At 45.9% G+C, this 14872-nt stretch carries 14 protein-coding genes; 3 read left to right on the top strand and 11 right to left on the bottom strand.

Going from position 1 to position 14872, the window contains the following annotated elements; genetic code table 11:
* Positions 1 to 17: 17 nt before the first annotated feature.
* On the top strand, positions 18 to 1238 hold the full coding sequence (locus ACE1CD_RS37005; RefSeq protein ID WP_374797027.1) for a polysaccharide biosynthesis/export family protein: 1221 nt from the start codon (positions 18 to 20) through the stop codon (positions 1236 to 1238).
* A 120-nt stretch (positions 1239 to 1358) separates the two neighbouring features.
* Positions 1359 to 3551: a GumC family protein gene (locus ACE1CD_RS37000; RefSeq protein WP_374797025.1), complete on the top strand. Its 2193-nt coding sequence runs from the start codon at positions 1359 to 1361 to the stop codon at positions 3549 to 3551.
* A 43-nt stretch (positions 3552 to 3594) separates the two neighbouring features.
* Here the strand turns inward: ACE1CD_RS37000 and ACE1CD_RS36995 are convergent, their stop codons facing one another.
* From ACE1CD_RS36995 to psbV, 5 genes are all read right to left on the bottom strand, one after another.
* Positions 3595 to 4314: a rhomboid family intramembrane serine protease gene (locus tag ACE1CD_RS36995; RefSeq protein WP_374797023.1), complete on the bottom strand. Its 720-nt coding sequence runs from the start codon at positions 4312 to 4314 to the stop codon at positions 3595 to 3597.
* 220 nt (positions 4315 to 4534) lie between these two features.
* A complete protein-coding gene (petJ, locus tag ACE1CD_RS36990; RefSeq protein WP_374797021.1) occupies positions 4535 to 4867 on the bottom strand; it encodes a cytochrome c6 PetJ in 333 nt (110 codons plus the stop codon).
* A gap of 157 nt (positions 4868 to 5024) precedes the next feature.
* A complete protein-coding gene (gene petE, locus ACE1CD_RS36985) occupies positions 5025 to 5444 on the bottom strand; it encodes a plastocyanin (RefSeq protein WP_374797019.1) in 420 nt (139 codons plus the stop codon).
* Between the two features lie 167 nt (positions 5445 to 5611).
* Positions 5612 to 6217: a photosystem II cytochrome PsbV2 gene (psbV2, locus tag ACE1CD_RS36980; protein WP_374797017.1), complete on the bottom strand. Its 606-nt coding sequence runs from the start codon at positions 6215 to 6217 to the stop codon at positions 5612 to 5614.
* Between the two features lie 38 nt (positions 6218 to 6255).
* Complete coding sequence (gene psbV / locus ACE1CD_RS36975; RefSeq protein ID WP_374797015.1) at positions 6256 to 6747, bottom strand: photosystem II cytochrome c-550; 492 nt, start codon at positions 6745 to 6747, stop codon at positions 6256 to 6258.
* 29 nt (positions 6748 to 6776) lie between these two features.
* Between psbV and ACE1CD_RS36970 the strand changes: the two genes are divergently transcribed.
* Complete coding sequence (locus tag ACE1CD_RS36970; RefSeq protein ID WP_374797013.1) at positions 6777 to 6923, top strand: hypothetical protein; 147 nt, start codon at positions 6777 to 6779, stop codon at positions 6921 to 6923.
* Here the strand turns inward: ACE1CD_RS36970 and ACE1CD_RS36965 are convergent.
* The 6 genes from ACE1CD_RS36965 to ACE1CD_RS36940 all read right to left on the bottom strand — a co-directional run bounded on the left by ACE1CD_RS36965 (position 6912) and on the right by ACE1CD_RS36940 (position 14856).
* Positions 6912 to 7121, bottom strand: coding sequence for a translation initiation factor IF-2 N-terminal domain-containing protein (locus tag ACE1CD_RS36965; protein ID WP_374797011.1), 210 nt, complete (start codon positions 7119 to 7121; stop codon positions 6912 to 6914). The two genes, ACE1CD_RS36970 and ACE1CD_RS36965, sit on opposite strands and share 12 nt — an antisense overlap.
* A gap of 190 nt (positions 7122 to 7311) precedes the next feature.
* Positions 7312 to 8259, bottom strand: a complete 948-nt coding sequence (gene accD / locus ACE1CD_RS36960) for an acetyl-CoA carboxylase, carboxyltransferase subunit beta (protein ID WP_374797009.1) — start codon at positions 8257 to 8259, stop codon at positions 7312 to 7314.
* Between the two features lie 90 nt (positions 8260 to 8349).
* Positions 8350 to 8577 carry a hypothetical protein gene (locus ACE1CD_RS36955; protein WP_374797007.1) on the bottom strand — a complete coding sequence of 76 codons (228 nt, stop codon included), beginning with the start codon at positions 8575 to 8577 and terminating at the stop codon, positions 8350 to 8352.
* A gap of 394 nt (positions 8578 to 8971) precedes the next feature.
* Positions 8972 to 9811, bottom strand: a complete 840-nt coding sequence (locus ACE1CD_RS36950; protein WP_374797005.1) for a prepilin peptidase — start codon at positions 9809 to 9811, stop codon at positions 8972 to 8974.
* A 3-nt stretch (positions 9812 to 9814) separates the two neighbouring features.
* Positions 9815 to 11905: an EAL domain-containing protein gene (locus ACE1CD_RS36945; protein ID WP_374827917.1), complete on the bottom strand. Its 2091-nt coding sequence runs from the start codon at positions 11903 to 11905 to the stop codon at positions 9815 to 9817.
* 23 nt (positions 11906 to 11928) lie between these two features.
* Positions 11929 to 14856, bottom strand: coding sequence for a PAS domain S-box protein (locus ACE1CD_RS36940; RefSeq protein WP_374827916.1), 2928 nt, complete (start codon positions 14854 to 14856; stop codon positions 11929 to 11931).
* Between the last annotated feature and the right edge of the window lie 16 nt (positions 14857 to 14872).

The following is a 14872-nucleotide window of genomic DNA, read 5'->3' as shown; positions in this document are numbered from 1 at the left end:
AAAATGAAAAGTTAAACATGAAAGGGGTTGTGTTAAAGCAACGTTTAATAGCTATTCACCTGCTCAGTCTTCACACAGGTAGCACCCTCCTGCTCACAGGCTTATTCTGGACAAGCGCTCAAAAAAGCTGGGGACTGGCTATCGCGGCAGAACATTCTCTATCCCCCATTTCCGCTTCTCAATCCCAAATCCCAAATTCTCTAGCCCAGTCCCCAGTAACGATACCAGTAGTTCCGTTTGAACTGCAAAACACACCCCAGCGCTTTGAACCGAGTCCCCAATTCGGCCCCTACCGGATCGGGCCGGGAGATAGCCTTTCCGTTATCACTCAACGTTTTCCAGACCTGAGCTTTCAAGCAGCTGTCACACCAGAGGGTAATATCATCGTCCCGCTATTGGGAACTATCTCGGTAGCAGGTTTGACTCTGCCAGAAATTCAAGAAAAATTACGCTTAGGTTTTAATCGCTACGTGATCGACCCCGTGGTCTCCGTAGGACTGGCAGGTCAGCGTCCCGTTCAAGTGACTATCACTGGTGCCGTGTCGCGACCGGGTTTTTATAGCCTGCCATTCCCGCCCCGCCTATCCACGGCAATGCTGGTAGCAAATGGCAGCACTGACAAAGCCGACTTGCGACAAATTCGGGTGCGTCGCTTTTTATTGGATGGCTCTTTTATCGAACAGCGAGTAGATTTATTTACACCTTTGGCTGCGGGAGATCCTCTCCCAGATTTGCGTTTGGAGGATGGGGATGCAGTGATCGTACCCCAATTGGAAGTAGGAAACGACGCTACTTACGATCGCACCCTGGTAGCTAAATCGACTCTAGCCCAACCATTCATCAATATCCGCTTATTAAGCTATCCCAATCAAGGTTTGGGCAATCTTCGCCTTCCCAGCGGCAGCACTTTTCTGGATGCTTTCACTGCGGCCAATCCCAATCTGCAAACAGCAGATATCAACCGGGTAGCCCTAATCCGATTCGATCCAGAAAGAGGTAGGGCAATAGTCAGAGAACTCAATGGTAAAAGAGCTTTGTTTGGAGATGCGTCTCAAAATATGCCCCTGCGAGACAACGATGTGATCGTCATCGGTCGCAACCTTGTGGGTCGAATTACTTACGCTCTGAATACTTTTACTCAACCTTTCCGAGATATTCTCGGTTTTCTGCTGTTCTTTCGCTCTCTCAGCAATAGTGCTAGCGATCTTTTCGGCCCGGGAACGGATAATAATAATTAAAATATTATATCCTTTGTTTTTCCTCAAAACTATTCCCCTCTCCACAAAGTCAGTCCACTACTTTCAAAAAGCGGTTTTCTGTGATTTGTTTTTGAACTTTTAACGAGTAACTTTTAACTTATGGCTTCACCTATTGTTAAACGCTATCTGATCGCCTTCGACCAGCATAAATGGAAAGGAGTGGCTGCCTGCATTCTCATTATGGGGGGAGCCGGTTTTGTGGCACTACAGCCAGCACCCCCCAAACAATATGAAGCTCAAGGCTTACTAAGTTACACTCAGCCGCCGGTGATTATTTCCAAAACAGGAAGTGATATTCAACAGCAAGCTCAGGGAATTAATGTAGATGCTCTGGCTAACGATGATGTGAAAGCAACGGCGGCGAAGCAAGCTAATGCGAATCCAAAACTGGTACGCAAGAATGTTAAAGTCAGACCGCCCAGACCTGCGGCAAAAGGGCAACCGCCTCCACCACCTATAGTGACTGTTAGCTATACAGATGAAGATGGGAAGAAAGCTGCTGATGTGGTCAATTCCATAATGTTGGGGATGGTCGAACGCAGCCGTTTGATTAACACTTCCAGACTTAGAGCGATTAAGGAGGAGCTTAATAAAAGGTTGCCCCAGGTAGAGCAGGAACTTCGATTGGCAGAAGGAAAACTGCAAAAGTTTACTAAAGTAGAAGGGCCAATTTTGTTGGCAGCCGAAAATGGTAGTTTGATTCAAGGTATTACTGGCAGCCAAAATCAGCAGCGCCAGCTCCAATTTGAATTGCAGGGGATCGAAGCCCAAATTCGCAGCTTGCAGCAACGCTTGGGCTTGACACCCGACCAAGCATATGCTTCCTCGGCTCTCAGTGCCGACCCGATTATTGCCAATTTGCGAGTACAGATTTACCAAATCGAATCTCAGCTAGCAATTCTCAGCAAAGATTTGCGACCCGCCCACCCCAACATCATTGCTTTACGGAAACAACAAAAAGCTTATGAGGAACAGCTCAGAGCCAGAGCAGCGGAGGTAATTGGCGGGAACGGGATCGCAGCACCGCTCCAAAGTGGCGCGAAAATCCGTCAAGATAGCAGTCTCGACCCGGCTCGACAAGCCTTAGCACAACAGCTCGTAACTTTAAAGACGCAACAAGAAGCATTGGTGCAGCAGTTTCAGGCGATTCTCCTGCAAGAGCAGAAGTTACGGCGAGAATACGCTACTATTCCCGATAAACAACTAGAGCTATCGCAATTACAGCAGGAATACCAGCTCAGACAAAGCCTCTTCAGCAAAATGCAGGCGGCTTTAGTGGATGCACAAGCCGCAGAAGCAGAAACTGTGAGCAGCTTGACTGCGGTCAAACCGGCAGAAGTTTCCGAAGTAGTCCAGCCCGGACAAAATCCTATTATGACGATCGGCATAGGCGCATTAGCTGGACTGGCTGTGGGCGGCGGATTAATCTTCTTGCTCGGTTCTATGGGCGGTATTTTGCAAACTATGGAAGATATTCGCGGTTTGCTGACGCAGCAAGAGGTGCAACTGCTGGGTATCGTACCTTATATTTTGGTCTTTGACCCCGATCGCGAGGGCATACCCGTTTTGGTGACGCCAGATTCGCCCTATTTGGAAGTCTACGAACGTATCCGCAGCAGTCTGCGCCGTACTAGCGATAAACCTGTCAAGGTACTTACGCTCAGCAGTACGATCGACCAAGAAGGTAAAAGCGTCACAGCTTACAACTTGGCCATTGCCTCGGCTCGTGCCGGTAAGCGAACTTTACTGATCGAAGCGGATTTGCGATCGCCATCTCTCTCTAAAGCGGTTAAGGTGGCACCCGACCCCGACGCCTTTATAGAACCCTTGCGCTACTACGGCACTTGGAGCGAGTGCGTGCGCCTCGTACCGGAAGTAGAAAATTTATACCTTGTCCCGAGTCCGGGGCCGTTGCGCCAACCGGCAGCTATCCTTGAATCGAGCGAGTTTCGCCGCTTGTTAGAGGATATGCGAGGACGGTTTGACCTAGTAGTAATCGATACGCCAGCTTTAAGTACCTGCAATGATGCTCTGTTGCTGGAGCCGCTCACAGATGGGATGGTGCTGGTAGCTCGACCGGGTTACACGGGCGAAAGTATGTTGACGGAGGCGATCGAGCAGCTAGGCGAATCAGAAGATTTGCAGCTGTTGGGTGCTATTATCAATGGAGCCGACATCCCCCTGCCAATGCCTACTGTCAGCATAGAACCGCAAGAGTCCCCGATCGGCGAAGCAGAAAACTTGCAGTCACACCAAGCCCAGAACTCCAAAAAAGTAAAAGCTAAAAAGTGAAAAGCCAAAACGATAAAATCTGATTTTTGACTTTTGACTTTTATCAAAACTGCTCGGATTCGGAGCGATCGGCAAATAATCCCAATAAAGGCGCTAAAATTGCACCGAAGACAAAGCCACCGGCGTGTGCCCAGTAAGCAATGCCACCCCCTTCCATCCCGATATTAGCAGGAGCGTTGAGGCTGGCAATCCCGTAGAAAGCTTGCTGGACAAACCACCAACCCAAAAAGAAGTAAGCGGGAACATAGCCCACGAAATAACCGAAAAGTGTAAGGATGCGTGCCTTGGGAAATCTGAGAATATAAGCTCCCAGAACTCCTGCGATCGCACCGCTAGCTCCCAAAGAAGGTACGATCGAACCAGTCGAAAAAAACCACTGGGCTAATGCCGCCAACGCACCACAAGCCAAATAAAAAAACAAATATTTGACGTGACCCAGCTTGTCTTCAACGTTGTTACCAAAAATCCACAAAAACAACATATTGCCTGCCAAGTGTAAAAAACCGCCGTGCAGAAATTGCGATGTAAACAGCGTCATCCACTCCGGCAGTCCGTAATTTACTGGCAGTCCATAACTGGCGGGTATGCCCGAAAAGCTAGCGCTTAACTCTCGCGGCACTACTGCCGCCACATGGAAAAATCCTTCCAACTGTTGCGGCGGTAAATTCAGTTCGTATAAAAAAACCAGAATATTAGCAGCAATCAACCCGTAAGTAACATACGGAGTGATGCGCGTCGGATTTTCATCGCGAAGGGGAACCACAGGCTTTTTTCCTCAGCATCATTAAGCTGAAAGATAGCCTATTAAATTATGTTACGTCTTCTAACTTGCGGATTCTATCTTAGGACTTACACATTCAACATATAACAGAGGAGCAAAAGAACTGAGGAAAATATTTTTTATCTTCCAGAAGCTCCTTTGCTCCCCAATCCCTTGCTTTTTTGGTGCTTTATGCGTAAGTGCTACAGCTTTTAGCCAGCAGTTACCAGCCCTTTTCTGCTTGACTCAGCACATAAGTGGCTACATCTTCTATCTGCTGCGCGTTCAAACGACCGCGAAAAGATGGCATCGCATTTTTACCATTTGTCACCTGAGTTTTGATGGCTTCTAGTGAGTTCATACCATATTTCTTCAAAGCATCTTTCTTCAGGTTTTTGTTAGCCATGATCACGTTGTTACCGCCCATATGGCAGGCAGAGCAATTGGCAGAAAATATTTTGGCACCATTTGCTGTATCTCCTGCGAGGGCAGGGCGTCCGAAAGCAAACGTCAAAACTGCAATGGTTAGCAGTACAGCAGATACAAATCTTTTCAAGGGAGTTCTCCTGGAATCAAGGTGTGCCGCAATGGGTAAAAATGTCAGACAAGAATATTTTATGGTTCTTGCAAACATTTACATTCAGGAGCAAAAGCATAAAGCGCACACCCCACAAAGTCACCAGTGCGAGCAAGCAATCCGATCGGTCAGATTTTTAATCTTCAACAGTGATAGCGCCCACCATACCAGCACCGCGATGCGGTTCGCAGTAGTAAGTATATACGCCTGCTGGTGCATCTGCTGGGAAAGTAACTTGGAACTTCTCACCGGGTCTCATTAACAAACCCTTATGAGAGAGACTCTTGGCGAGGTCTGCACTTTTAGCGGGATTTTTTGCCGCATCGAAGACGATATTGTGGGGAGGAAGTTTGTTGTTTAACCACTCTATAGTGTCACCCGCTTTGATGGTGACTTTAGGGGGATCGAAGGCCAACATTCCATTATCTTTCCCCATTTTGACCGTGTATGTATCGGCGGCAGCGGGGGGAGTGAGCAACACGAAGGTACAAGCGACCAACAAGATGCTCAAAAATGCTAGTTTTAAGCGCCGCGCAATAGCAGCTACGAAGTCCATAATCTCCTCCTGAGATTACTACTCGACTAAGTTTCCTGAAAATAAACTACCAGAGAAGTTGCTGGTATAACTTCATTTTCAGGGTGTATTTTTCTAAAGCTGGCGATCGGCAAGAAATGAGATCGCTGCTTTAAGAGAGAGAAGGGATTTTGTCAATCAATCCCAAGTTAAAAACTGTCTGTACCCCATCCCGGTGCTTTATCCGCTGCTGTCAGTAAGAAAGCAGCCAAGTCTGTTACCTCAGCTTCCGACATCCAACTGGGGGAGATTTTTCGGCATACATAGCTTTCTTCGCTCCCGTCATAGAGCATCGGTTCTCGGAAGTAGGCTACCAGATTTTTGATGTTATCGCGAGGCGGACTGGCACCTTGAAGCACCTGTAGAGAGAGCGACACTTGGGGATTTGGTAAGGTGGCTCCTCCCACATGACAGCTCATACAGTGCTTCTGGAACAGCTGTTTGCCTTTGGAAACGTCTATCGGTGAAAACAGACGAGTCTCACCCTGCTCGTCGAACTTGAGAGCGATCGGTTCTGTAACGTGTAAGTAACGTACCACATAAGGGTCTACACTTGCTGCTCTAGCTGGTAGGCTTACCAACATCGCGCTCAGGCAAGCAGCTAAAATTGTCAACAGACACGGAACTGAAAATAATCGGCGCAGCATTTGATGCTTCACTTTGGGATTTGGGGTGAGCAGGGCAAGTAAAAAGAAAAAAGGAAAAAGTAAAAAGCAATCAGAAATAGACAAAAGAGCGATCGTCTTGATTTCCATTTTTGGCTTTTTTGCTTTTGCCTTTTTAAACAACGGCTTTAAAAATAGATTTTGCCGCCTCCCCACCTAATGCCTGCTACCTTTGGCTGTAGCAGGATATGACCGGCAATCGCCTCTAGGTCTTTGTCGGTCAGATTTCTCATTTCTGGGTAGATATCTGCGCTCTTCTTGCTGGGGTGTTCCTCAGCGATCGATATTTCGCCATCGTAGGTGGTGGGATCTTTCATATATTCCACCAATGCTTCGATGTTATCGCGGGGCGGCGTCGCGAAGGAAAGGGCTTCCGGATCGAGTCCCACGTTGGGGTTTGTCTTTGTAACGCCCCCATTGTGACATTGGGAACACACATTATTAAACAGCCGTTTGCCTTCCGTGACTTGTTCGAGGCTCAGGACTGTGGTGTCACCCTGCGAATTTTTTGGCACCGTGCGGGTTTGGGCGTCGAGTTCGGCGGCAAAGGCGCTTCCGACAACCATCTGGAAGGTGAATAATACAGTGGCCACAGCAAGCAAAATGTATTTTTTAAGCATGGTACTCCCAAAACAATCAGGCTCGGTGATTGGATATTGCAGGTGGACTCAATCTGTTCGATTTGGTCAGCATACCGATCGACAAGGTGAGCGACATAGCTCTAGCCCAGACGAGCGATAAAGGTAGGAATCATCCACTTCAGAAAGACCGGGCGACTGTTGGGTTACAGGGGTAAATCTTCCTGTCGGTCAGTCCCCGATCTATTTCCTTGAGCCATAATTTCGGAAACGATCGTCTTCGCATCCTCTAGGGCCAAACGAGTCTGAGGGTTTTTGTATTTGATTCCCAACCGATCGCAAAGCTGTAACACTTCTGCCACCGAAGTGTTATAGTCAGCGGCGATTTCTTCAATCGACAGATCTGCAAAACCCATACTGGTTGTTTGCGAAAGATTGAGCCACTCTCATAATCATGCCACTGAGCGGTACGTTTCCCAAGACAGAATCTGTTGATTTGAGTCAGGGACTAGGGCGTCGGGCGTCGGGCGTCGGGAAGAGGGAGAGGGAGAGGGAAGAATTTTGACTTTTGACTTTTGACTTTTGCCTTTTGACTTTTGACTTTCCTTAGCCCCTCTCTTCCCTGACTGCTTCGCTTGGAATTATGAATGCCGAACCGTTTGATTCTGAAAGCGGGATTAGATGACTCATTTTTGCAGCCGGTTGGTGCAGATGAATCAGCTGCGCTAGGGTTGACTTAAGTCGAGTTCTCGACACAATGGCATCAACGAAGCCGTGCTGTAGGAGATATTCTGCTGTTTGAAAATCGTCCGGGAGCTTTTCTCTGAGGGTTTGCTCGATGACGCGCCGTCCGGCGAAGGCGATCGTCGCTTTTGGTTCTGCCAGAATAATGTCTCCCAGCATCGCAAAACTCGCAGTAACGCCTCCTGTGGTCGGGTGAGTCAGCACCGGCACATAAAGCAGTCGAGCTTCTTGATGACGTTGTAGGGCTCCTGAAATTTTGGCCATTTGCATCAAGCTGAGCATTCCTTCCTGCATTCTGGCTCCGCCAGAAGCACAAACGATTATGACCGGTAAACCTTGCTGCGTAGCTTTTTCTACTAAACGGGTGAGCTTTTCTCCCACCACAGAACCCATACTGCCACCCATGAAGCGAAAATCCATGACGCCGAGTGCGGCTGGGTGGCCTTCAATTTTACCCAGACCTGTTTGGACGGCATCGGAAAGGTCAGTTTTTTCTTGGGTTTCGCGCAGACGATCGCGGTAAGATTTGCGATCGCGAAACTGCAACGGATCGCCTGGGTATAATTCCTCATCCATCGGTTCCCAAGTATTAGTATCTACCAGCTGATGGATGCGTTCGTTGCTGTAGACTCGCATATGATGGTCGCACTCCCGGCAAACCATCTGATTGGCTTGCAGGTCTTTGGTATATGCCATCACGCCACAAGCTTCGCATTTCGTCCAAAGTCCATCAGCAATCTCTCGCTCTTGCCGTTCTGGACTGATCGGACTGGATTTTTTTCTATTTGCAAACCAATCAAACAAAGACATGAAAACTCTAAATTCCTTTTAACTTAGCGAATTGTTAATTGCTAATTGCTAATCGTTAATCGTTTTTGGGTGCCAACTCAGTAGGATAACTCAACTTTCCTCTTCCCCCGCTTGCTCCTCTTCTAGGGGACTGAGCAGAAGCAGGGCTGTCCAACGATCTTCCGGTCGCACCTGCAAAGCAGCAGGACTACCCGTACCTAGATAAGAGGCTATGCCCAAGTCGAGTATCCGAGTTGGGATCTGGTGAGCAGCAAGGATTTGCTGCATTAACTCCGCTTCCCAGCGGGTACGAGTGGTTTTCAGCACGATCCAAGACACAGGTTGATTTTATCTCATTGCAAGTTGCAGTCGAAAGCCTTTTGTTCAAAACTCTGGTACTTTGGGGTGATTGGGTACAAAGTCGGTCGCTCGGACAAGTACGTAGTTGGGCGTGACGCCTCGAATAAGAGGCGTTAAGCCCAACTACGTACCGAGAAAGCAAATAACTAGCAATTTGCGTTAATAAATAAATTTTACTTATCAATTTAGATCCGGGAGAACCGTTTTGCCGAGCAGCAAGTAAATCAAACCGATTTCTCATCCAGTCACAAAAATTTTCCGATCGCTTCGTCAGTTATTGTCTTTAACTTTTGTCAATTCCCAGATTATTTTTGTTATTTATTCACTTGATTTTACACATAGAATATGTTCTTTTTGTCAGGACACAAAATTTTCAAATCAGTGGGAAAAATAGTTTTAGGTACGTAGCTAAAATAGCTTCCCCGAAAAAAACTGTCAATGCGGCTCCCATTGCCAGGAAGGGGCCAAAAGGCATGATCTGGCGGCGACTTAACAAGCCAAGTGCGATCGCACCTCCACCTACAAAAGATCCCATCGCACAAGCTAAAAATCCTGCCAGCAGTAAATATTTCCAACCCAACCAAGCGCCCATCATCGCTGCTAATTTGGCATCGCCTCCACCCATAGCGTCTTGCTGAAAAACGAGCTTTCCCACTAGAGCGATCGTATCAAACAGCCATATCCCCAATACAGCACCAGCAATACCTGATAAAAGCCAGTTGGCAACACCTGCGGCACTGTATGCTGTCAGAAAACCGAGAACGCCTTTAAATACCAAACCAGTTACTAAACCCGACTGAGTGAGAGAATTAGGCAAAGTCATGGTATCCAGGTCAATCAAAGATAAAGCCAAAAGCCAACTTAAAAAAGCGCAATACCCGAAAGTTCGCCAATAGTCAAGCGTTTGTCCGGACAAACCGAATTTCAACAAAACCAACAAAAACAAAATAGCGGTTGCTGCTTCTACGAAGGGATAGCGTATCGAAATCGAGTTTCGGCAGTATCTACAGCGTCCCCGCAACCACATCCAGCCAAAAATCGGTACATTGTCGTAAGCTTTTAACTTATTGAGGCACTGCGGACAGCGAGAGGGAGGAAACAGTAGAGATAAACCTGCTGGCAATCTGTAAACTACAACATTGAGGAAACTTCCCACAGACGCTCCCAGCATGAAGACAAACGCAATTATCGGTAATGCACTCAATATATCCATGTTTTACTGTTGTTCGATCGCGATCGACATCTCTGCCTGTTCTGATGGTAACGGCCTAGAAAAGAAATAACCTTGTCCGCATTCGCATTGTAACTCTCTGAGTTTTGCCAGTTGTTCTGCCATTTCCACCCCTTCTGCAATTACATCCATATCCAGGTTATGCGCTAGCATAACGATGGTTCGGACAATTTCTAAACTTTCGCTATCTTCACCCATCCTGTTCACAAAAGATCGATCGATCTTGAGGGTATTTACCGGAAAGCGATGCAGGTAACTCAGAGATGAATAACCGGTGCCAAAGTCGTCAATACATAACTGAATTCCCAAGGCTCTCAATTCCGAAAATATGGCAGATGCAGATTCGGCATTTTCAATGATAGCGCTTTCTGTAATTTCTATCTTTAAACTGCTTGCATCCAAACCAGTATCCCGCAGAATTTGGCCAATTTGCTCGATCAGATTGGATTGGCCGAATTGTTTGCTACAAAAATTAACGCTGATTGTCAAAGATGGGGGAGCGGGGATTTGCTCTTGCCATCTTCGCATTTGGCGACACGCTTCGCGTAACACCCACCAGTCTATTTGCACCAGCAAGCCGGTTTCTTGCGCTAGCAATATAAATTCTCCCGGTGCAAGTAAGCCGCGTTGAGGATGCTGCCAGCGTAGCAGCGCTTCAAAACCGACAATTTTGTTAGTTATCAGAGATACGATCGGCTGGTAGTATAACCGAAATTCTTGCCGTTCAATAGCTCGTCGCAGGTCGTTTTCCAATTGGGAAAGTGCTAGTATTTGAAGGTGCATACCCGTATCGAATATTTGATAACAACCTCTCCCAAATGATTTAGCACGGTACATAGCAATATCAGCATCGCGGAGTAAATCTTCTGCTCCTTCATAATTTGAAGAACTGGCGACTATGCCAATGCTGGCATTGGTGAATATTTCGTATTTGTCTATATTTAAAGGTGTATTGAGTTCTCTTAAAATTCGCTCTGCTACTGTAGAGGCATTACTCATATCTTCAAGATTTTCCAAAAGGATGGCGAACTCATCTCCTCCCAAACGCGCCACCGGATCAATGTTACGTAAAGTGTTTTCTATATTTTTGGCGATCTCGATCAGCAGTTTATCTCCGATGGCGTGGCCAAAACTATCATTAACTACTTTAAAACGGTCGATATCTAAGAATAATACTGCAAACAAATATTCCTTGTCTCTTTTTGCTCGTTTGACTGCTTGCTCGAGCCTTTCCACAAACAGAGCGCGGTTTGGCAAACCTGTCAATCCATCGTGAAAAGCTTGATAGCGCAATTGTTCTTCTGCTTGTTTGCGATCGGTCATATCCCAGAAGACTAAAACTGCACCCATAATATTTTCTCGATCGTCTTTAATCGGTGCGGCGCTATCACCTATAGGCACTTCTTTACCATTCTTAGCTAAAAGAATAGTTTGTTCTGGCAAATGGACAATTTTACCTTCATTCAGTGCTTTAATTACAGGACTTTCAATCGGATTGCGAGTAAGCTCGTCGATAATATTGAATATTTCTGTCGAGTTTCTACCGATCGCCTCTGACTGCTGCCAGCCGGTTAACGCTTCCGCCATCGGATTCATAAAAGCGATCCGCGCCTCTATATCGTTAGCGATCACTCCATCGCCGATGCTTTTGAGTACTGTGGAAAACCATTTGGCATTTTCTTTTAATTGCCTTTCCATTTGATGTTTGTATATAGCAATTTCAATCGTTGTGTTTAATTCCCTTTCTTCAAACGGTTTAATAATATATCCAAATGGGCTTGTCTTCTTAGCTCTTTCTAGAGTTTCTTCGTCAGCATAAGCAGTTAAATATATTACTGGAATATCGAAACGCGATGAAATTTCTTCGGCAGCTTCTATGCCATCTATCTCTCCTCTCAACCTTATATCCATTAACACTAAACACGGCCTTAATTCCCCGGCTTTTTTAATCGCTTCATCCCCTGAATCTGCGATTCCTGATACCCGATAACCCAAATTTTCTAAAATATTTTGTAAATCTATAGCTACGATGCTTTCATCTTCCACAACTAAAATTTTTTTAGAGGTTTCATTCATTGCATTTCGATGTCTAGCTACTTTTATATTTTAGCCTTGGCAAACGTAATTTTAAACTCCGTTCCCTTGCCGATCTTCAAATCTAGTTTACCTCTTAACTGATTGACTAAGCCGTTTACTAATTTAATGCCCAAACTGTTTGAATTTTTTAAATCAAAATTTGCTGGTAATCCCACGCCATCGTCGCTTACAATCATTTGTAGATGATGCTCATCTACAGGATTTAGTTTTATATAAATTTTTCCTTTTTCCTCTTTAGGAAAAGCATATTTCAAAGAGTTAGAAACAATTTCGTTAATAATGAGGCCACAAGGAACGGCTGTATCAACATCTAAAAAAATATTTTGGCCAATTTCCGTTATGAGAGTAACATTATTTGAATTAGTTTGATAAGAACGAAACAAATTAATGGTTAATCCCCGAATATATTCAGCAAAGTCTATTTTTGACAATTCTTTAGAACGATATAAATTTTCATGGATAAGTGCCATCGATCTGACCCGATTTTGGCTTTCTTGGAATATATCGATGGTTTGTTTATCTTGAATCGTGCGATACTGAAGTCCAAGCAGGCTGCTAATGACCTGCAAATTGTTTTTAACGCGGTGGTGAATTTCCTTAAGCAGCACCTCTTTTTCTTTCAAAGATGCCTGTATTTGCTCTTGTGCTTGCTGGCGAACGATCGCAGAAGAAAGCACATTTGCGATCGCTTGCAGAAAATACACATCATCTTGGGTGAAGATGCGTTCTTTGGCTGCGTAAACTTCCAAAACCACAAAGGGAAGATTTGTACTTTGCTCAACAACGACACTCATACCGCTGTGTACTTCTCGATCTCCTACAAGGGGGGAGTCACCAAACCCTACCTCGGCAGATAAGTCTGAAAAGATTTCCGAGTGTGAAAGTAAGGTGGAGTCTGCCTGTGGCAATTTTGGATTTGGAGATTGTTTTTCGGATTCGATCGCCTTCGATCGCTCTTCAGCAGACTGCAATCCAAAATCTAAAATACGCAATCCAAAATTGACTGTGGCTCTACCTAAGAGTTTTCTTTGCCAACTTACTCCAGGCCCTGGCTGCAAAACATCCCCTCTACGGAGGATTTCTAAAACAGTGCAGTATTCGACTTCCAGAGTTTGTGCGGTAATAGCGCAAGCTTGGTTGAAGATACTGGAAAGATCGTTGTGGGCCAAAGCTTGTTGCCCGAGTTCAGCTACCGCCGCCTGCTGACGAATGCGGATTTCTAGTTCTGCCTCTACCCGAACGCGATAGGCAATTTCCGTCTGTAATTCTTCGTTGGCTTTTGCTAATTCTTTGGTACGTTCCCGCACCCGTATTTCTAGATCGTCGTATGCTTTTTGCAGTGCAGCTTCCGCTTGTTTGCGATCGCTGATATCTCGTCCTTCCGGAATTAGTAGAACTACTTCTTGAGAGTCATTTTTTACAGGTTTGAGAGAGAAGTCGATCGTGGCTACAGTATTGCCGACACCGAGTATATCGACTTCGTAACGCACGAAATTACCTGCGGCTGCTATTGCGACCGCCTCTTGCAATCGCGCCTGAGTTTCCTTGGAAATTGTCCACCACCGCGCCTCCCAAAACGGACGGTTGACCACATCTGTAAGCTCGATCGCACCAAAATCCAATACCGATCGGTTAGCTTCTAAAAGCGTACCATCCGGTTTTAGCAAGCCAACAAATTGAAACGTTTGATCGAAGATAGCGCGGAAACGTCTTTCACTCTCCCGCAACGCTTGTTCGGCAAGTTTGCGATCGGTAATATCGCGTAAAAAGACAGTAAATATTTTTTCGCCTTCCAATTCCATTGCCGAAATTGAAGCTTCAGCCGGAAATTCCGTACCATCCTTGCGAAGACCAAAAATTTCGCGGCGGTCGCCCATTCGCCGCGCCGTATTTGATGACCACCCAAATCCGACAACGTGCTGGCGATGAATTTCTCTGTATCGTAAAGGCAAAAGCACATCGAGGGGTTTATCTATAATTTCAATCGCTTTATATCCAAATATCTTTTCTGCGCCTTTGTTGAATAAAGTAATGCGTTGAGTTACATCTACGGAAATAATCGCATCGTCAGCAATATCCAAAATTCCGCTCAGACGTGCTTGCGATATCCGTAAAGCTTCTTCTGTACGCTTCAGTTCCGTGATATCTCTACCCACAGCTTGAAACTCGATCGGATAGATTTGCCCATCAAAAATTGCCCGGTTAATCCATTGCTGATAGCGAATTTCGCCGTTGGGTCGCACGATGCGGTTTTCAATCGTGGTGACGGGATTTTCTAGAGTGATAGTACTCAGTTGATTTTCGATTTGTCGCAAATCTTCTTGGAAAATAATTGGCGCAAAGCTGTGTCCGATCAGCTCTGCTTGTGTTTTGCCGAAGTAGCTACAGTAAGCTTGGTTAACGAAGATAAACGTGTTATCCGGCAAAAAGCGACAAATGAGTTCGGTTTGATCTTCCACGATGGCGCGATAGCGAGCCTCACTTTGGCGCAATGCTTCTTCGACCCGCAGGCGTTCCTGGATTTGGTCTTCCAGATTGCGGTTGATTGCTTCTAGTTGTGCGGAACTGGGGATAGCCAACGCTTTGGGAATCAACGGCACGAGTTGCAAAGCTGTGTAAAGAGAAACTATCGCAGTTATAACCTTGATCGATCCCGATAGCCAGTAGGTGGGATACCACAGGGTCCAAACTTCCATAATATGGGTGGTGCCGCAAGCAATGATAAATGCACCAAACAGCAGAAAAATCGATGGGTAGGGTAAATCTTGACGCTTGCGGACAAAGTAGATCAGGGCGATCGGAATAGAATAGTAGGCGATCGCAATTAAAGCATCGGATACTACGTGCAGTCCCACCAACTCCGGCTTCCACAGGTAGCAGTGACCGTGCGGAATAAAATAGCCGGAATCAAAAAATTCTTTTAATATCATTTTTTGTGCAAAAAAG

Source organism: Aerosakkonema sp. BLCC-F183, assembly GCF_041929145.1.
Taxonomy (GTDB): Bacteria; Cyanobacteriota; Cyanobacteriia; order Cyanobacteriales; family Aerosakkonemataceae; genus Aerosakkonema.
This window is presented reverse-complemented; position numbering and strand designations above follow the sequence as displayed.